The organism is Clostridium beijerinckii HUN142, assembly GCF_000621745.1.
GTDB lineage: Bacteria > Bacillota > Clostridia > Clostridiales > Clostridiaceae > Clostridium > Clostridium beijerinckii_A.
Genome location: NZ_JHXK01000008.1, coordinates 251807 through 271338, shown reverse-complemented (window position 1 = coordinate 271338; position 19532 = coordinate 251807). Strand labels below are relative to the sequence as shown.

The following is a 19532-nucleotide window of genomic DNA, read 5'->3' as shown; positions in this document are numbered from 1 at the left end:
GCATGATGTATATTACCTGAAAATAAATAATAAAGAATGAATGATAAAAGTGAGAATATTTATTGAAATTTAAATTAAAGGTGTACGCCACTAATCGGTTTAAATGAAAAGTAAAAGCTCATTTAATTATTCATTCTTTATTTTTGCTTGATTTTAATCAGCAAAATATTTAAAAATATTTGGAGGAAAAATTGATGAAGGATATATCTTTATATATACATATTCCTTTTTGTAAACAGAAATGTCTTTATTGCGATTTTCCATCATATTCAGGAAAAGAAAGATTAATGGATGGATATATAGAGGCATTAAGTAATGAAATATTGCAAAAAGGAAAAGAATACAGAATAAGTAGTATATTTATTGGAGGAGGAACACCATCTTATTTGAATGAGTTAAGTCTACAAAAGCTATTGTATACTTTAAATAAATTGAATTTGAGGGATGGTTTGGAATTTACGGTAGAGTGTAATCCAGGTACATTAAATGAAAAAAATTTAAATATTATGAAAAAGCACAATGTTAATAGAATTAGTATGGGATTGCAATCAACAAAAAATTCTTTATTAAAGGATATTGGAAGAATACATAATTATGAAGAATTTGTAGAGAATTATTTCCTGGCTAGAAAGCTAGGATTCGATAATATAAATGCAGACTTGATGTTTGGATTGCCTAATCAAACGCCTGAAGATTGGGAATGCTCTTTACGGAAAGTAGCAGAACTTGGACTAGATCATATTTCTGCATACAGTTTAATTATAGAAGAAGGAACTTGGTTCTATAATTTATATGAAGAAGATAAATTGAATTTACCCGAAGAAGATAAAGAACGAATTATGTATTTGAAAACTAAAGACATATTGAATGAATATGGATATCATCAGTATGAAATATCTAATTATTCAAAGAAGAACAAGGAGTGCTTTCATAATAAAGTTTATTGGAAATGCAATGAATATCTAGGATTAGGCGCATCAGCTAGTTCGTTTATAAATAAGAAAAGAATTAAAAATATAGATAGTATTGAAGAATATATTAAAAGAATAAATAATGAAGAAAGTGTAATTGAAGAAGTGCACATAAATAATATTAAGGATGACATGGAAGAATTTATTTTTATGGGGCTTAGGATGATTGAGGGAATAAAAGTAGAGGAATTTAAAGAGCGATTTAATAAAGATATATATGAAGTGTATGGAGATATTATTGAAAAAAATATTAAAAAAGAATTATTAATTAATAATTCGGGAAATCTATATCTAACTTCGCATGGCATAGAAATATCTAACTATGTAATGAGTGACTTTATTTTATCTTAGTTAATTCACAGATGAAAAGTTTAAAGATAGATTTAGTATAATTATAAAATTACATTGTGTAGAAAAATCGAGTAAATAGCAGATATAAAGAGTTAAGTTAATAAAATCGCTTTATTATTAACGTTAGATAGCTATAATAAATATAAATAGAATTGACAAAAAACATCATAAATAATATATTAAAAACATAGTCATTAGCACTCGAGGTTAATGAGTGCTAACAAAAAGAGGTGAGGTTATGAGTATTGAAGACAGAAAAATAAGAATACTTCAAGCTATTATCAATGACTATATTCGAACAGGAGATCCTGTAGGGTCAAGAACTATTGCTAAAAATTATAATTTAGGTATTGGATCCGCAACAATAAGGAATGAGATGGCTGACCTTGAAGATATGGGATACTTAGAACAACCTCATGCTTCTGCAGGAAGAATTCCTTCTAGTAAGGGATATAGATTATATGTTGATCAGCTTATGGATAATCAGATGCTAACAGTTGAAGAGGATCTAAGAATAAAGCAATATATAATCGATTCGGCAATGCTTGAAGTAGATAAGATAGTTAAGCAAACCAGCGCCTTATTGTCAGAGCTTACTAAATTAACTTGTGTAATTGAGACACCATCAGTTAAAAGGAGTTTTATAAAGTCAATTCAGTTAATTAAAGTTGATGACCATAATTTAGTATCAGTTTTTTTAACAGATACTGGAGTTATAAAAAATCACATAATGAAGCTAAATAATGGAGTTCCTGAAGTGGAAACTTTAACTCGAATAAATGAAGTTATAAATAATAGGTTGGTAAATCTTTCTATACAAGAAATTAATTTAGAAGTAATTAATAACTTAAAAAAGGATTTAGGGGCATATGAAGAAATATTCAATGCTATATTACCTATTTTATATGAGACGCTAAACTCGGCAGATTCTACAGAAGTATTCATGGAAGGTACGACCAACATATTTAATTATCCAGAATATAACGATATTGATAAGGCTAAAGAAATGTTATCGCTTCTAAATGATAAGGAAGCTTTGATGGAGTTGTTTAATCCTCAAGACAATATAACAGTCAGCATAGGGGATGAAAACTACAAACCACAAGCCAGAGATTGTAGTATAATATCTGCTGAATATTCCTTTAATGATAGGCCTATTGGGAAAATTGGATTAATTGGACCTAGAAGAATTAATTACTCAAAGGTAATAACGATTATGTCAGAAGTTATAAAAGAGCTTAATAATATATTGAGCAATCCAAAATAGATGTTAGATTTGAAGAGAAGAGGTGTGTGTTAGATACATGGAAGAAAATAGAGATGTTAAAAATGAGGAACTAGACAAAGAAGAAATTACAGGTGAAGAAGTAGTAAAGGATAATGAGACTCAAGAACAAGAAAGCAATGAAGCAGTAGAAACAAATGAAGTCAGTGAAGAGGCTTCAGAAAATATAGAAGCTGCGGAAGAAGACCAAGAAGATTTAATAAAAAATCAAGAAGAGGAAAATAAGAAATTGAGAGAAGAATTAGATGCGACAAAAGATAGACTTTTAAGATTAACAGCTGAGTATGACAATTACAGAAAAAGAACAGTTAAAGAAAAAGAAGGAATATATAGCGATGCATATGTTGATGTGTTAAAAGAGATTGTTCCTATTCTTGATAATTTAGAAAGAGCTATTGCGGCTGATGGAAGTATTGAAGATCTAAAAAAAGGAATTGAAATGACAATAAAAGGCTGCAAAGATTCATTTACAAAACTTGGTGTTGAAGAAATAGATGCTTCAGGAGAATTTGATCCTAATCTTCATAATGCAGTAATGCATGTAGAAGATGAAGAATTAGGCAAGAATGTAGTAGCAGAAGTTTTTCAAAAGGGATATAAGAAAGATGATAAGATAATAAGACATACTATGGTTAAAGTTGCTAATTAGAAATAAGAATAAATTTCTTATTAATATATAAATAGGATTCAAAAATAATCAATTGAAAAATTCAAATTTAAATAAACTAATAAAGTTTTAGGAGGAAAATATCATGGGAAAAATTATAGGAATTGATTTAGGTACTACAAATTCATGTGTAGCAGTTATGGAAGGTGGAGAACCAACAGTTATAGCAAACTCAGAAGGTGCTAGAACTACTCCTTCAGTAGTATCATTTCAGGCTAATGGAGAAAGATTAGTTGGGCAAGTTGCTAAAAGACAAGCGATTACTAATCCAGATAAAACAGTTATCTCAATTAAGAGACATATGGGAACTGGATATAAAGTTGATATAGATGGAAAACAATATTCACCACAAGAGATTTCTGCTATGGTTTTACAAAAAATAAAAGCAGATGCTGAAAGTTATTTAGGTGAAACAGTAACTCAAGCAGTTATTACAGTGCCAGCTTACTTTAATGATAGCCAAAGACAAGCGACTAAAGATGCAGGTAAGATTGCAGGACTTGAAGTATTAAGAATAATTAATGAACCAACAGCAGCATCATTAGCTTATGGTTTAGATAAAACAGATTCAGCTCACAAGATTTTAGTTTATGATTTAGGTGGTGGTACTTTCGACGTATCTATTCTAGATCTTGGCGATGGAGTATTTGAAGTATTATCAACTAACGGTGATACAAAGCTTGGTGGAGATGACTTTGATGAGAAGATAATGAAATATATTGCAGATGAGTTTAAAGCTTCAAATGGAATTGACTTAATGCAAGATAAGATGGCAGTTCAAAGATTAAAAGAAGCTTCTGAAAAAGCAAAAATTGAATTATCAGCTTCTCAACAAACAAATATAAATTTGCCATTTATTACAGCTGATGCAACAGGTCCAAAGCATATAGATTTAACATTAAGCAGAGCTAAATTTAATGAAATTACTCACGATTTAGTTCAAAGAAGTATTGAACCTATGAGAAAAGCATTAGCTGATGCTAAACTTTCATTAAATGATATTGATAAGATAATCTTAGTTGGTGGATCAACAAGAATTCCAGCAGTAGTAGAAGCTGTTAAAAACTTTACAGGTAAAGAACCATCTAAGGGTGTTAATCCAGATGAATGTGTTGCAGTTGGTGCAGCTATTCAAGCAGGTGTATTAACAGGGGAAGTTAAAGATGTAGTATTACTTGATGTTACTCCATTAACACTTGGAATTGAAACAGCAGGTGGAATAGCTACTCCATTAATCGAAAGAAACACAACTATTCCAACAAAGAAGAGTCAAGTATTCTCAACTGCTGCAGATAATCAAACATCAGTTGAAATTAATGTAGTTCAAGGTGAAAGACAAATGGCTGTAGATAACAAGTCACTTGGACAATTTACATTATCAGGTATAGCTCCAGCACCAAGAGGAATTCCTCAAATAGAAGTTACATTTGATATAGATGCTAATGGTATTGTTAAAGTATCAGCATTAGACAAAGGAACTGGAAAAGAAGCAAATATTACAATTACTGCTTCAACTAATTTAAGTGATGATGAAGTAGATAAAGCTGTAAAAGAAGCAGAAAAATTTGCAGAAGAAGATAAGAAGAGAAAAGAAAAAGTTGAAGTTGTAAATAACGCAGACCAAACTATATACCAAATAGAAAAAACATTAAGTGAAGTTGGAGATAAAGCTACTGAAGATGAAAAAGAAGCAGTAAGAGCTAAAATTGAAGACTTAAAGAAAGTTAAAGATGGAGAAGATGTTGAAGCAATTAAAGCTGCAATCGAAGCAGTAAATCAATCATTCTATCCAATAGCTACAAAGATGTATCAACAAGCTGGTGGTCAAGACGGAGCAGGATTTGATCCAAATGCAGCAGCTGGAGGAGCAGGAGCTCAAAGTGCACCACATGATGACAATGTAGTAGATGCTGATTTCAAAGTAGATGAAGATAAATAAGATAAAGTGAAGCTTGATTCAGATGGGATATAATCCCATTCTGAATCTTAGTTGAACTTATCCAGGAGCGTGCAGTCGTTAACTACCACTGATAAGAGGGAGTAGTACGAATGCTAGCTATCGGATAATAAATTAGTTGTACTAAACTACAGTTATCTAATATAATAGGATAGGGAAGGCAAGCTCGTCTTCCCTTTTCTACAGTAAATAAAACTAGGTGGTGAATATAAACGAATGGCAAATAAAGACTATTATGAATTGCTTGGCGTTCAAAAGGGTGCAAGTGATGATGAAATAAAAAGAGCCTTTAGAAAATTAGCTGTAAAATATCATCCGGATAGAAATCAAGGAAATACTGAGGCAGAAGAAAAGTTTAAAGAGATAAATGAAGCTTATCAAGTACTTTCAGATCCAGAAAAAAAAGCTAAATATGATCAGTTTGGCTCAGCTGCCTTTGATGGTAGTGGCGGCTTCGGAGGCGGCGGCTTTGGAGGATTTGACGGATTTGATATGGGAGGCTTTGGAGATATTTTTGAGTCATTCTTCGGAGGCGGAGGATCAGGTTCTAGAAGGAGAAATGGTCCAGTAAGAGGAAATGATATTGAGTATACAGTAACATTAACTTTTGAAGAAGCTGTTTTTGGAGTAGAGAAAGAAATTTCTGTTACTAGAAGTGAAAATTGTGAGCATTGTCATGGAAGTGGGGCAGAACCTGGAACTAATGCAAAGACTTGTCCAACTTGTAGCGGATCAGGTCAAGTAAGAGTTCAAAGACAAACTCCTCTTGGAAGTTTTGTTTCGACTTCTACATGTGATACTTGTAGAGGTACTGGTAAAATTATTGAAAAGCCATGCTCAGAGTGTAGAGGAAAAGGTAATGTTAGAAAAACAAGAAAAATAAAAGTTAACATACCGGCAGGTGTAGATACAGGAAATGTAATGCCGCTTAGGGGACAAGGAGAACATGGATTAAGAGGCGGAAGCCCTGGAGACTTATATGTAAGAATTAATGTTACTCCATCAAAAGTCTTCACAAGAAAAGGAAATGATGTATATATAGATGCTCATGTTTCTATGGCTAAAGCAGCATTAGGTACAGAAATAACTGTAGCTACAGTAGATGGAAATGTTAAATATACTGTTCCACCAGGTACACAATCAGGAACAATGTTTAGATTAAAAGGTAAGGGAATACAAAGAGTTAATTCTGGTGGAAAAGGAGATCAATACGTAAAAGTTATTGTTGATATTCCTAAAACTTTAAATAAAGAACAAAGAGATGCTTTATATGATCTTATGAGAGCATCTGGTGAAGAGTTTGATGACGCCAATGTTCCTAAGAAAAAATTATTTGGGAAAAATAAATAAAAAGATATCAAAGAAACTATTTGAATAATGCTTGTAAATTGGCATTATTTTAATAGTTTTTTTTAAAATAAAAATTCCCCGACAAATCCTATAGTTATAGTCATATTTTAAAATATAGGTTATAATATATTAAAATAATTATATTTAGGAGGAGAAAAGGTGAAGGAATTGAAGGAAAAATTATTAATTGAAATAGAAGAGTTCAGGGAATTGGGAAATAAATTCTTATCTGGAGAAGTATCCATTATGGATTTTAAAAAAGTTTCTGGAGGAATGGGTGTATATTCGGAACGTAATAAGAGAGAATTCATGATAAGACTAAGAATTCCTTCTGGAATAAGTAGTTTGGAAAATATGAAATGGTTATGTGATATAGCTGATAAATATAAATTAGATAAATTTCATTTAACTACAAGAGAAGCAGTACAGTATCATAATTTATCAATAGATCAAGTTTGTGGAATAATGAAAGATGGTATAGATCATGGTATATATTCTAGAGGAGGCGGTGGAAACTTCCCAAGAAATGTAGCCATGTCTCCGTTATCAGGAGTAGATAAAGATGAGGATTTTGATGTAACTCCATATGCATTAGCTGTAAATAATCATTTTTTAAGTAAAATAACATCATATAAATTTCCAAGAAAGTTTAAAGTGTCTTTTTCAAGCAGCGACTCAGATCAGGGTCACTGTAATGTTGCAGATTTAGGATTTTTAGCAACTATAAAAGATAATGAAAAATATTTTAGAGTTTTTGTGGGAGGCGGAATTGGAAGAAATCCTCAAATTGCAGTTGAATATGATGAGCTTATAAAGCCAAGTGAAGTACTATATCATGTAGAAGCTATGACAAATCTATTCGTAAAAGAAGGTAATTATGAAGATAGAAATAAAGCTCGTATAAGATATATAGTAGAAAGAATGGGCAAAGAAAAATTCATAGAAACATATAAAGAGAATTTAAAAGATGTATTAGGTAATAATGAGTTAGATTTATTTATAGAATCTAAGGAAATTACTAAAGAAGGTAAAGAAATAGAATTAACTCATTCAAGATTATATTCACAAAAGCAAAAAGGATTATATAGCGTATATTTCCATCCAGTTGGTGGACAAATTTTTGTTAAGACATTAAGAGGAATTTTGGAAAAGTTAAAGTCAGTAGAGGACTTAGAAATAAGACTTACAATGACAGAAGGATTATACTTTAGAAATCTAAACGGTGATGAAGCTAAAGAACTTTTAGATATAACACAAAATATTGGAGGGGAAACAGCTCTTCAGCAAAGTGTATCATGTATAGGAGTGCCAATATGCCAAGTTGGAATTTTAGAAAGTCAAAAAATGCTTAATAGTATAATCAATTACTTTGCAGAAAAAGGCTATAATAAAGATATTCTTCCAAGAGTCCATATTTCAGGATGTGGAAACTCTTGTGCAGTTCATGAAGTTGTTGGTATTGGCTTTACAGGAAAGCGCAAAAAGGTGGATGATGCGGTTGAAGATGTATTTGAATTACATATTAACGGATCATTTAAAACTGGAAGTGCAAGACTTGGAAAAGTTTATGGAGATTTACTTGCTAGTGAAATACCACAATTTTTATATGAGTTATCATTATCGATAGAAAATAAAAGCATGAATTTTCATGAGTTTTTAGAAAATAATGAGGATGAACTATTAAAAATAATAGAGAAATATAAAAAGTAATTCTTAATATATAGTAGTTAAAATAGTACATTTCATTATTATGAGGTGTACTATTTTTTTTTTTATAACAATGGGGTGTTAATTATTAAATAAGATAATTTGCTAAGATGAATAACTTTGGTGACTTAGAAAATTATTGATTAATATTAAAAAGTATGCTTAAAAGTATAGGAATGCTTTTAAATAAAAAGATTCTATATAGGTATTTTGAGAGATCTGAGTTATTTTGCAATACCTGTATATTTTTGAGATAAAAATTGCAATATAAATTTTTATGGGTATAATTATTATGAAGGATACGCTGATTAATAAAATAACAAGGCTTTATGAAAGTCTTGCTTATACAAGATTGTGTCGATGAGTTTAATTATGTAAAGAATCTAATAGCAGTAAGGTGCTATTTTTTAAAGCTTATAAAAGATGGAGTGAACTAACATGAGAATGAGAAAAAAACCGTGGGCAAGATCTGAGCTTGAATGTTGCGATTTTTTTGTTATAAATCCGAAAGAATATAAGGGTAAATGGAAAGAGTTTTTCGGTAATGATAAACCAATATATCTAGAACTTGGATGTGGGAAAGGAACTTTTATGGCAGTTCATGGCTCCGAGAATCCAGATATAAATTATATTGCAATTGACATAAAGGATGAGGTCCTAGGATTAGCAAAAAGAAATATTGAAAAAGCCTATGAAGAAAAAAATAGGAAGGTTGATAATGTAAGGTTAATGGCTCAAGAGATAGGGCTTATTAGCGAAATATTAAGCAAAGAAGATGTTATAAGTAGAATATACATAAATTTTTGTAATCCTTGGCCAAAGGAAAAGCATAAAAAGAGAAGATTAACACATACAAGGCAGCTTGAACAGTATAAGACATTTTTAAAGAGTGACGGCGAAATTTATTTTAAAACTGATGATGATGAATTATTTGAGGAATCACTTGAATATTTTAATGAAGCAGGGTTTAGAATTAAATATATAACATATGATCTTCATAATAGTGACTTTGAAGGAAATGTTCAAACTGAGCATGAGAGGATGTTTAGTGAACAGGGAATAAAGATAAAATTTTTAATAGCTGTAAAGAGTTGATATAACTATAAAACAGGTAATATGCAAGTGTTAGATTTGCAAATCATGATTTCAATAAACTAAGTTTTTAATGAGAAGAATATTAAAAGTTGCTGTAAAAGCGATGTTACTAATAAGAATGTATAAGAATTGTTACTATGAATAAGTGATTTCTTATAATAATGGAAGGATGATAAATTGTGGATGGAATTTGGATTGAAGTTAGTGTAATAACAAAGAGTGAGGCATTAGAGCCTATATCAGGAATATTTTATGGATTAAATTGCCCAAATGTTGCAATTGAGGATCCAGAAGATCTACTTTCTAGAGAGCAAGGACCATTAACATGGGATTTTGCAGACATAAATATTTTAGAACATAAAGGAAATGCGGCCGTAGTTAAGGCATATTTTTCACAAGATGATAAAGTAGAGGAAATTGTTCAGTACGTAAAAGAAAAGCTTTCTGAGATTAAGGAATTTGGAATAGATATAGGCGAAGGCAAAGTGGAAGCTAAAAAGATGCATGAAGAAGACTGGGCAAATAATTGGAAGCAATATTATAAACCAGTTAAAATAACAGATAAAATTGTTATTAAGCCTATTTGGGAAGAATATGAAAAAAAAGATGGAGAATTAATAATAGAATTAGATCCAGGAATGGCGTTTGGAACAGGAACACATGAAACTACTAGAATGTGTATTAAAGCTTTAGACAAATATGTAAAACCAAATACAACAGTATTTGATGTAGGATGTGGATCTGGAATACTTGCTATTGCTGCTGCTAAACTTGGAGCTAAACATGTAGTTGGAGTTGATTTAGATCCAGTAGCTGTTGATTCATCAAAAGAGAATATTTCTTTCAATGATTTAAATAATATTGAAGTATTGGAAGGTAATTTACTAGATGTAGTTGAAGGTAAAGCAGACATAGTGGTTGCAAATATAATTGCAGAAATTATTTGCGTACTAACTGAAGATGTAAAAAAAGCTATAAATGAAGGCGGTTTATTTATAACTTCTGGTATAATACATGATAGAGTTGACATGGTTACAGAAAAGTTTGCTGAATGTGGTTTTGAAGTAATCGAAATTAATAAAGATGGAGAATGGAACTGTATAGTCGCAAAATTATCAAATAATTAATAAAATTGTGCTAGAAAAATTGCTTTAAAGATTTCAAACGTACAATTCGTTTATTAACTGCTAACTGGGCGAAGGGAGTTTATATGCATAAGTTTTTTACGGAACCTTATAATATTAATGAAATTGAAGGTAAAATACTTGGAGATGATGTAAAACATATTTATAAAGTTTTAAGATTATCAGAAGGTGAAAAGGTAGTATTAAATAACTGTGAAGGAATGGAATATTTAGGCGAAATTCAATCTATAACAAAGAATGAGGTTATAGTTAAGATTGTTAAAGAATTAGATATAAATAATGAAAGTGGAATTAAAGTACACCTTTTCCAAGGACTGCCAAAAGGTCAAAAAATGGACTTAATAGTGCAAAAGGGAACAGAGTTAGGGGTGGCGGGATTTATTCCTGTAACAACTGCAAGAGTAGATGTAAAGCTTAAAGGAGAATTTAAAAAGATTGATAGATTAAATAGAATTGCTCTTGAGGCATGTAAACAATCAAAGAGAAGTATTGTTCCACAAGTTAAAGAAGTAATTGATTTTAATGCGGCAATAAATGAACTGAAAAAGATGGATTTGATCATTGTACCTTACGAAAATGCCGAAGATTTTGGAATTAAAACTCTTGTGAGAAAATTAGAGAGAGATAATATAGATTTGAATACTATAAAAAGTGTGGGAATTTTAATAGGTCCTGAAGGTGGATTTGAAGAAACAGAAATTAAAACGCTAAAAGATCAAGGTGCCTATATAGTTACTCTTGGAAATAGAATATTGCGTACAGAAACAGCTGGATTTACAGCTACAGCTTTAATTCAGTATGAATTAGGAGATTTAGGAGGAATGCTATTATAATGGGAGAAAACCAAATGAAATTAGTCAGGGCAGGTAATGATAAGATTAAGCTTAAGAAGTTATCTAATAAAGAACCTATAAAAAATACAGAGGGAAAAAGTCTTGTGGCTTTTGCAACTCTTGGATGCAGGGTAAATCATTATGAAACAGAAGCTATGGCAGAAAAGTTCATAAGAGAAGGTTATGAAGTAACTGATTTTGAAAGTTTTGCTGATGTTTATGTTATAAATACTTGCTCTGTAACTAATATGAGTGATAAAAAATCAAGGCAAATAATTAGCAGAGCTAGAAGAACAAATGAAAATGCAATAATTGCAGCTGTTGGATGCTATTCGCAGGTTGCTCCAGAAGAAGTTTCTAAAATACAAGGGGTAGATGTTGTACTTGGAACTAGAAATAAAGGCGATATTGTTTATTATGTGAATAAGGCAAAAGACGAACAAAGACCTCAGTTAATGGTCGGAGAAGTTTTAAAGAATAAACAGTTTGAAGAATTAAATATAGAAGAGTACCAAGATAAAACAAGAGCGTTTTTAAAGATACAAGATGGTTGCAATAGATTTTGTGCATATTGTTTAATACCTTATACTAGGGGAACGACTTGCTCAAAAGACCCTAAAAAAGTGTTAGATGAAATAAAGAAGTTAAGTGAACATGGATTTAAGGAAATAATATTATCAGGAATACATACAGCATCTTATGGTGTTGACTTAGAGGGAAATGTAACTTTAATAACTTTATTAGAAGAAATAGAAAAAATGGATGGAATAGAAAGAGTTCGGATAGGTTCTATAGAGCCTAGTTTCTTCACAGATGAAGTTATCGAGAAAATGAAGAAAATGAACAAACTATGTCCACAATTCCATTTATCACTTCAAAGCGGATGTGATGCAACTTTAAAAAGAATGAATAGAAGATATACTGCTAAAGAATACGAGGGTGCAGTTAATAGAATAAGAGAAAATCTTAAAGATGCTTCAATAACTACAGATGTAATTGTAGGTTTTCCAGGTGAAACTGATGAGGAATTTAATGAAACTTATGAATACTTAAAGAGAATTAAGCTAACTAAAACACATATATTTAAATTCAGTCCAAGAAAAGGGACGAAGGCGGCAGATATGCTTAATCAAATAGATGGGACTGTGAAGGATAAGAGAAGTAAGGCTTTAATCAAACTAAATGCAAAGAACGAAGGAGACTTTAGTGAATCTTTGGTTGGAAGAGAGTTAGATGTATTAGTTGAGCAGGAAGTTCCAAATAAATTAGGTGTATTTGAAGGATACACAAGAAATTACGTAAAAGTTGAAATTCTAGATGGAAATAGAGATATGATCGGAAAGATAATTTCTTGCAAAATAATCAGCTCAAATGGGGAATATGTTGTTGGAAAAATTATATAGTTTTGGTATAATAAAAATTAACATAAGATCTATTAAGGATTATTTTGGAATTAATTAATCCTAAGAAGAAGAGTAATTTATAGCCAATATTATTCTCGTAGCTTTTAAATAAGTTAGTAATTAAAAACAAAATAATTAACTATTTCAATTAAAAATTAAATTAAAACTCAATTATTAAAAAATATGAAGTTTGAGTAAAAATATAAAAGATTAAGAGGAATTTTTGAAAAAAGAAGTATAAAATTTCAATTTTCATGTGTTGAACTCGAACTTATCAATTAGAAGGAGGTGAATTTATGGAAGGCTGTATATTTTGCAAAATTATAAGTGGGGATATTCCGAGTAAAAAAATATATGAGGATGATAAAGTTTATGCTTTTTATGACATAAATCCTGAAGCACCTACTCATTTTTTGGTTATTCCAAAAGAACATATTGAAAGTGCTAATACTTTAGATGACAGTAATATTAATATTATACCACATATATTTAAAGTTATTAATGAATTAGCAGTAAATCTTGGAATATCAGATAAAGGGTATAGGATTGTAAATAATTGTGGTGAAGATGGAGGACAGACAGTAAAACATATTCATTTCCATGTGCTTGGAGGAAGAAGCTTACAGTGGCCACCAGGCTAAAATTTGAGTTGTTATTTGATCAATAGTAGCTGGGGATTTTTTCTTAAATTCTTGACATTATTAATTTGAATATTGTATAATATACCATGTGTTATTAAGCCCATAGCTGAGTTAATTTAAGCTAGCGGAGGGAGGGATAGTAAATGTCAGAAATTAAAGTTGGAGAAAACGAAACACTTGAAAGTGCGTTAAGAAGATTTAAGAAAAAATGTGCTAGAGCTGGGGTTCTTTCTGAAGTTAGGAAGAGAGAACATTATGAAAAGCCAAGCGTTAAGAAAAAGAAGAAATCAGAAGCTGCTAGAAAGAGAAAGTTCAAATAATGATATTTTCTTTTGAAAGAAGGTAAAAAAATGTCATCAATTAAAGATAGATTACAAGATGATTGGAAAGTTGCTTTAAAGGCAAAAGATAAATTCACATCTAGTGTAATTAGTACAGCTAAAGCTGCAGTATTGTTAGTTGAAAAAACTGATAATAGAAAGCTTGAAGATGATGAAGTTATTACAATATTAGCTAAAGAAATCAAGCAAAGAAGAGAAGCTATGCTTGAATTTGAAAAGGGGAATAGGCAAGATTTAATAGATCAGTCTAAAGCCGAGATTGAAATTTTGTTGAAATACCTTCCTCAGCAGTTAAGTGAAGAAGAGATAAAACAATTAGTAAAAGAATCAGCTGAAGAAGTGGGTGCGAATAGCATTAAAGATATGGGAAAAGTTATGTCAGCTGTTAAACCTAAAGTAGTAGGAAAAGCTGATGGTAAACTTGTAAGTCAGTTTGTTAAGGAATATTTGAATAATAAATAAGAATAGAATTCAAGATTGTTTTGAATTTTATGCTAATATAACAGGACATAGGAGTATAAAGATCATCCTATGTCCCGTTTCATTTTTCTCTAAAATTCGACTATTAATGAAGTGATAATATTTTCTTTATATAAATAGAATATGCTATTGTAAATATATTAGATAAAGCCATAATAGTAATAAGTGGCTTTATTTTTTTAGGAAATTATCATTATTATTAAATTATAGAATTAATTCACAAATCCTATCATAAATTACAATGAGAAAGTTTATGTGGGAGGAAAATATGGAGGAAAAATTTCAAAGAGGGAAAGAAAAAATACTTAGTAAGTTAGATTTTCCAAGTGACATTTCATTAGATTTACCGAAGATAATAGTTGTAGGAAACAGAGAAATAACTATTGAAAATCATAAAGGCATTATATTTTTTGAAACTAATATGGTTAAAATAAATTCTAGAATTGGTGCGATTATAATTGAGGGGAAAGAGTTCGAAATACTTTTTATTGCAGAAACAAGTATAACAATAAGCGGAATCTTTAAAGGTATTTCATATGAGAGGTAAAATATTATGTTCAGTAGCTTAAAATCAGGACAAGTAACCATAGAAATCAATGCCTTAATGCCAGAAAAAATATTAAATGCTTTTTGGAATAATCAGATCTATACCTGCAATATAGTAAAAGTAAATTTGACAACGGTGAGGGTCACCATATATTACAGGGATTACAAAGATGCGGAGATATTAATAAAAAAATATAAAGGAAAAGTAAAGATAGTAAAAACCAGTGGAATGATAGTCTTACTTATGAAAATGAGAAGAAAGCTCTCTTTAGTTATAGGAATGGGATTGTTTTTCGTTGTAATATATATATTATCGAATTATATTTGGGCTATAGATATAGAAACACAGAGAAATTTAAGTCCATTTGAAGTTAGACAACAGCTCTCATCAATTGGTATTAAACCAGGACTTAATAAATCTCAAGTAAATGTATATGAAATAGAGAAAAAGATGGAAGACTTAAATGGTCAGATAATGTGGATTAGAGTTAGGATAGAAGGGTCAACATTAAAATTAGTTATAAAAGAAAAAGTAAATCCTCCGGCTACAGAAAAAACATTATATAATCAAGTTGTTGCTAAAATGGATGGAGAAGTAAAAAGAGTATATACGAATTCTGGAAATCCAGCAGTTGTACCAGGAGACATAGTAAAGAAAGGTGATGATTTAATACTACCTATTCAAGGGAGAGAAGGCTTTGAAATGGAAGTGAAGCCAAGTGGAACAATTATAGCAAATACTTTTTATGATAAATTTATGGAGATTCAAATAAGTGGAGAAAAGCTTGAGAGAACTGGTAATAAGAATAGTGATATATACTTGAATTTTTTTGGAAAAAAAGTTTACTTGAAAAAAGCTGTAAATCAATTTGAATCTTATGATAAAATAGAAGAGAAAGATGGTTTCTTTAATAAGATAACATATTTTGAAAAAAAAGGTATAAGTGTAAACTTGGATAAGGAAACTACAGTTAAGGAAGCAGCAGAAAAGTTAGAGAGTTCATTGAAAAAAACACTTAGCAACGATGCAAAGATAATAGATAAAAAAACTACAGTGGAAGATATTGAAGGCGGAAAAATCTTGATTAATGTTATATTTACTGTAGAACAGGATATTGCAAGAAACGTATCATAAGGGGTATTCAAAGTTGTTTTTTATGCCTATTACTTATTATTAAGATGAAAAGGTGAATTACATGGATATAAAACAAAATAATAAATGGAAAAATAATAGGATTCAAAGAATTGTATTATTTATACTTGTATTTAGTATAGGCTATTTATTGCTTGTTACCGCAATAACTCCTAAGCAATATAGCTTGAAAGAAGGAGATATACCAAGAGTAGATATAAAAGCTCCAAGAGATATAGTGGATGAAAAAGCCACAAAGGAAAAAGAAGATCAGGCAGCCGAAAAGGTAGGAAAACAGTATACATCAAAGCCAGAAGTTAAGAAAGAAGCTGAAGATAATATAAGAACATTGTTCGACAAACTTGTATCTTTAAGCAATATGACTAGTGCCACATTAGTAGACAAACAAAGTGAACTAAAGAAATTAACAATATTTCAATTAACAGATGAACAATATAAGGCGTTGCTAGGAATATCAAAAGATACGTTGTCAGGGATAGAAGAAAAAATAGTAAATATAATTGATAGTGCGTATGAAAAAAATATACAAGAAAAGGATGAAGGTGCTTTAAAAGAAGCAAAGGGAATTGTTTCAACTCAAATAGATAATTTAAATTTAGATAAAGATGTATCAAGTACTTTAAAGCAAGTTGTTCAAATGCAAATAAACCCAAATGTTTTTTTTGATGAAGAAAAAACGCAAGAAAAGATACAAGAGGCTAAAAAGAGTGTATCTAAAGTAATAATAAAACAAAATCAGATTATAGTTAAGGAAGGGGAACCTGTAACACAAGATCAAATTGATATTTTATCAGATTTAGGAATGCTTAATGATGAGAACGTAACAGCTTATGTATATATTTATTTAGCACTTGCAGTATTTTTGATGATAATATTATTTCTTCAATATGGATATGTCAGGATAAATTATGGTGAAATATATAAGAGTAATAAAAAACTTATTCTTATAAGTACAATCAATTTGATTTCGCTTGTGCTGGCTAGAACTGTAGGTATTATATCCCCATTTCTAATCCCTTTCGCATGTGCTCCTATGATGCTTACGCTACTGCTAAATTATAAGATATCATTTGTACTTAGCGCTCTAAATGCAATAATTATAGGCGCGCTAAATGGTTTTGATGTTCAAATTATTATTTTAGGGATAGTAAGTTCAGTATTAGGAGCTGCATTTTTAAAAAAGATGCAACAAAGAAATGAATTGCTATATTCAACATTGTATATTGCTGTTGTTACCGTAATACTTACATTGTCTACAGGAATATTAATATCAAGTAATTTTGGGGATGTATTAGTGAAAGGTGGAATCACATTCATTGGTGGACTTTTATCAGGAATATTTGCATTAGGAATATTACCATTTCTGGAAGGTACATTTAATGAGGTTACTACGCTAAAGTTACTGGAATTATCAAATCCTAATACACCACTTTTAAAAAAATTATTAATGGAAGCTCCAGGAACATATCACCATAGTATGCTTGTTGCCAATCTTTCTGAGATGGCAGCAGAGGAAGTTGGTGCTAATTCGGTAATTACAAGGATAGGATCATATTATCATGATATTGGAAAAACAGAGCGACCATATTTCTTTGGAGAAAATCAAATGGGAATAGATAATCCTCATGAGAATATACCTCCAAATTTAAGTGCTATGATAATAAAATCCCATGTTAAAGATGGTTTAGAGTTAGCTGTAAAATATAAGCTACCTAAGGTTATTCAAGACATTATATTAGAACATCATGGGAAAACATTAGTAAAGTATTTTTACTATACCATGAAAAATAGTGCTGAAAATCCAGAGGAAGTAAAAGAAGAAGATTATAGATATGAAGGTCCAATACCAAGCTCAAAAGAAGCTGGAATAGTAATGCTATCTGATAGTGTTGAAGCAGCTGTAAGATCAATTAAGAAACCTACTAAAGATGCAATTAACCAAATGGTTAATTGCATTATAGATGATAAATTATCATCAGGACAATTAAATGATTGCAATTTAACATTAAAAGACATAGAAAAAATAAGATTATGCTTTTTAACTGCATTAAATAGTATATATCATCAAAGAATAGAATACCCTAAAGAGAAAATGAAAGATTTCAATAGAGAAAACAATAAAAATGAATTTAAAACTAAGGAGTAATTTAAACAATGATTTATGTAGATAATAGGCAAAGTAAAGTAGAAGCAAGTGAAAAATTAATAAAAAGATTAACAGAAGTAATAGAATTTACATTAAAAGAAGAGGAAGTCAATATAGATTGTGAAGTTTCATTATTGTTTGTAGATAATAATGAAATTAAAGAAATTAATAATGAAACGAGAGGGATAGATAGAGAAACAGATGTACTATCCTTTCCTATGTTAGAATACGAAAATAAAAAAGTATTTAAGAATATGTATAAAGATTATAAGTTTTCTCAATGTGATTTTGATGGTGATGAACTTGTACTTGGAGATATAGTTCTATCTTTGGAAAAAGCATTAGAGCAGAGTAAAGAATTCAATCATTCGTATGAAAGAGAGGCATCATATTTGGTCGTGCATTCAGTATTGCATCTATTGGGGTATGACCATATGGAGGATGAAGATAAAACGATTATGAGAAGTAGAGAAGAAGAAATTTTAAATAAACTTAACATAATTCGAGTGTAATATTTTTTATTATGTAGAATAGAAGTAGGGGTAAATAATGAAAATGAAAAAAACATTAGAAAGCTTCAATAATGCCATAACTGGGATTATAGATACTGTAAGAACAGAACGAAACATGAAAATACATTTAATTGTGGCCTTAGGAGTACTAATTGCAAGCTTTTTCTTTGACATAACAAAATACGAGTTTCTTATATTGGCTGTTACAATAACAATGGTAATAGCAGCTGAACTAGTAAATACAGCTATAGAGGCAACCATAGACATGACAACTAATTATTACCACCCATTAGCTAAAATAGCTAAGAATGCAGCGGCAGGTGCAGTATTAATAACAGCCATAAATGCATTATTAGTTGGTTATATTATATTTTGGGAAAGATTGAGTAGATTTTCATTTTCTTTAATTAATAAAGTAAAAAATTCAGAGCCATACACAATACTTATTGTTCTAGTAATAGTGTGTATAGTAACGATAATAGCAAAGGCAATATTTGGAGAAGGAACTCCGTTAAAAGGGGGAATGCCAAGCGGACACAGCGCGTTGGGATTTTCAATAGCAACTGCAATATCATTAATAACAGAGGAACCAATTTGTATTCTATTAAGTTTTCTATTGGCGTTTATAACTGCACAAAGTAGAGTTGATTCGGAAGTTCATAGCATTTTAGAGGTAATAGTTGGAGCTATATTTGGTATATTATTAACTTTGGTTATTTTTACATTATTTAGGCTTTAATTAAACATAGAATAATAAAAATAGTATTTATAGGAGAAGATATAAGATGAAATAAAGCTTATATGCTCTCCTATTTCTTGAATTATATGAGTTTTCGATTTGATTCATGAGGAAACAATTAAGATTAATTATTAAATTATTATATAATCAAATTAAGAATAGTAGATTGTCAATTTACTCATAAATAGAGTATACTATTTGTAAAATAGG

18 protein-coding genes are annotated in these 19532 nt (G+C 30.0%); all 18 read left to right on the top strand.

The genetic code is table 11. The annotated features are described in order from the left end of the window. Window positions 1-194: 194 nt before the first annotated feature. A complete protein-coding gene (gene hemW / locus T483_RS0102860; RefSeq protein WP_026885472.1) occupies window positions 195-1322 on the top strand; it encodes a radical SAM family heme chaperone HemW in 1128 nt (375 codons plus the stop codon). Window positions 1323-1560: 238 nt separating this feature from the next. Further along, window positions 1561-2589: a heat-inducible transcriptional repressor HrcA gene (gene hrcA, locus T483_RS0102855; protein WP_026885471.1), complete on the top strand. Its 1029-nt coding sequence runs from the start codon at window positions 1561-1563 to the stop codon at window positions 2587-2589. A gap of 37 nt (window positions 2590-2626) precedes the next feature. Continuing rightward, window positions 2627-3256 (top strand): nucleotide exchange factor GrpE, encoded by a 630-nt coding sequence (grpE, locus tag T483_RS0102850; protein ID WP_026885470.1) that lies wholly within the window; start codon window positions 2627-2629, stop codon window positions 3254-3256. Window positions 3257-3359: 103 nt separating this feature from the next. Then, window positions 3360-5213, top strand: coding sequence for a molecular chaperone DnaK (dnaK, locus tag T483_RS0102845; RefSeq protein ID WP_026885469.1), 1854 nt, complete (start codon window positions 3360-3362; stop codon window positions 5211-5213). A 234-nt stretch (window positions 5214-5447) separates the two neighbouring features. Then, window positions 5448-6581 (top strand): molecular chaperone DnaJ, encoded by a 1134-nt coding sequence (gene dnaJ / locus T483_RS0102840; protein ID WP_026885468.1) that lies wholly within the window; start codon window positions 5448-5450, stop codon window positions 6579-6581. A gap of 159 nt (window positions 6582-6740) precedes the next feature. Next, window positions 6741-8291 (top strand): nitrite/sulfite reductase, encoded by a 1551-nt coding sequence (locus T483_RS0102835; protein WP_026885467.1) that lies wholly within the window; start codon window positions 6741-6743, stop codon window positions 8289-8291. Window positions 8292-8726: 435 nt separating this feature from the next. After that, window positions 8727-9383, top strand: coding sequence for a tRNA (guanosine(46)-N7)-methyltransferase TrmB (gene trmB, locus T483_RS0102830; RefSeq protein WP_026885466.1), 657 nt, complete (start codon window positions 8727-8729; stop codon window positions 9381-9383). A 179-nt stretch (window positions 9384-9562) separates the two neighbouring features. Next, entirely contained in the window at window positions 9563-10510 is a 948-nt protein-coding gene (prmA, locus tag T483_RS0102825) for a 50S ribosomal protein L11 methyltransferase (protein ID WP_026885465.1), read from the top strand. A gap of 83 nt (window positions 10511-10593) precedes the next feature. Beyond that, complete coding sequence (locus T483_RS0102820; protein ID WP_026885464.1) at window positions 10594-11361, top strand: 16S rRNA (uracil(1498)-N(3))-methyltransferase; 768 nt, start codon at window positions 10594-10596, stop codon at window positions 11359-11361. Further along, window positions 11361-12764, top strand: a complete 1404-nt coding sequence (mtaB, locus tag T483_RS0102815; protein ID WP_026885463.1) for a tRNA (N(6)-L-threonylcarbamoyladenosine(37)-C(2))-methylthiotransferase MtaB — start codon at window positions 11361-11363, stop codon at window positions 12762-12764. Before T483_RS0102820 ends, mtaB begins: the two co-directional genes overlap by 1 nt. A 296-nt stretch (window positions 12765-13060) precedes the next feature. After that, on the top strand, window positions 13061-13405 hold the full coding sequence (locus T483_RS0102810; protein ID WP_026885462.1) for a histidine triad nucleotide-binding protein: 345 nt from the start codon (window positions 13061-13063) through the stop codon (window positions 13403-13405). Window positions 13406-13548: 143 nt separating this feature from the next. After that, window positions 13549-13725: a 30S ribosomal protein S21 gene (gene rpsU / locus T483_RS0102805; RefSeq protein WP_003371500.1), complete on the top strand. Its 177-nt coding sequence runs from the start codon at window positions 13549-13551 to the stop codon at window positions 13723-13725. 30 nt (window positions 13726-13755) lie between these two features. Then, window positions 13756-14208 (top strand): GatB/YqeY domain-containing protein, encoded by a 453-nt coding sequence (locus tag T483_RS0102800; RefSeq protein ID WP_026885461.1) that lies wholly within the window; start codon window positions 13756-13758, stop codon window positions 14206-14208. A gap of 286 nt (window positions 14209-14494) precedes the next feature. After that, a complete protein-coding gene (yqfC, locus tag T483_RS0102795; RefSeq protein WP_011968183.1) occupies window positions 14495-14773 on the top strand; it encodes a sporulation protein YqfC in 279 nt (92 codons plus the stop codon). A gap of 6 nt (window positions 14774-14779) precedes the next feature. After that, complete coding sequence (yqfD, locus tag T483_RS0102790) at window positions 14780-15907, top strand: sporulation protein YqfD (RefSeq protein ID WP_035789947.1); 1128 nt, start codon at window positions 14780-14782, stop codon at window positions 15905-15907. A gap of 61 nt (window positions 15908-15968) precedes the next feature. Beyond that, a complete protein-coding gene (locus tag T483_RS0102785; RefSeq protein WP_026885459.1) occupies window positions 15969-18071 on the top strand; it encodes an HD family phosphohydrolase in 2103 nt (700 codons plus the stop codon). 8 nt (window positions 18072-18079) lie between these two features. Next, window positions 18080-18583 (top strand): rRNA maturation RNase YbeY, encoded by a 504-nt coding sequence (ybeY, locus tag T483_RS0102780; protein ID WP_026885458.1) that lies wholly within the window; start codon window positions 18080-18082, stop codon window positions 18581-18583. Between the two features lie 37 nt (window positions 18584-18620). Beyond that, window positions 18621-19322, top strand: coding sequence for a diacylglycerol kinase (locus tag T483_RS0102775; RefSeq protein ID WP_026885457.1), 702 nt, complete (start codon window positions 18621-18623; stop codon window positions 19320-19322). Window positions 19323-19532 lie beyond the last annotated feature (210 nt).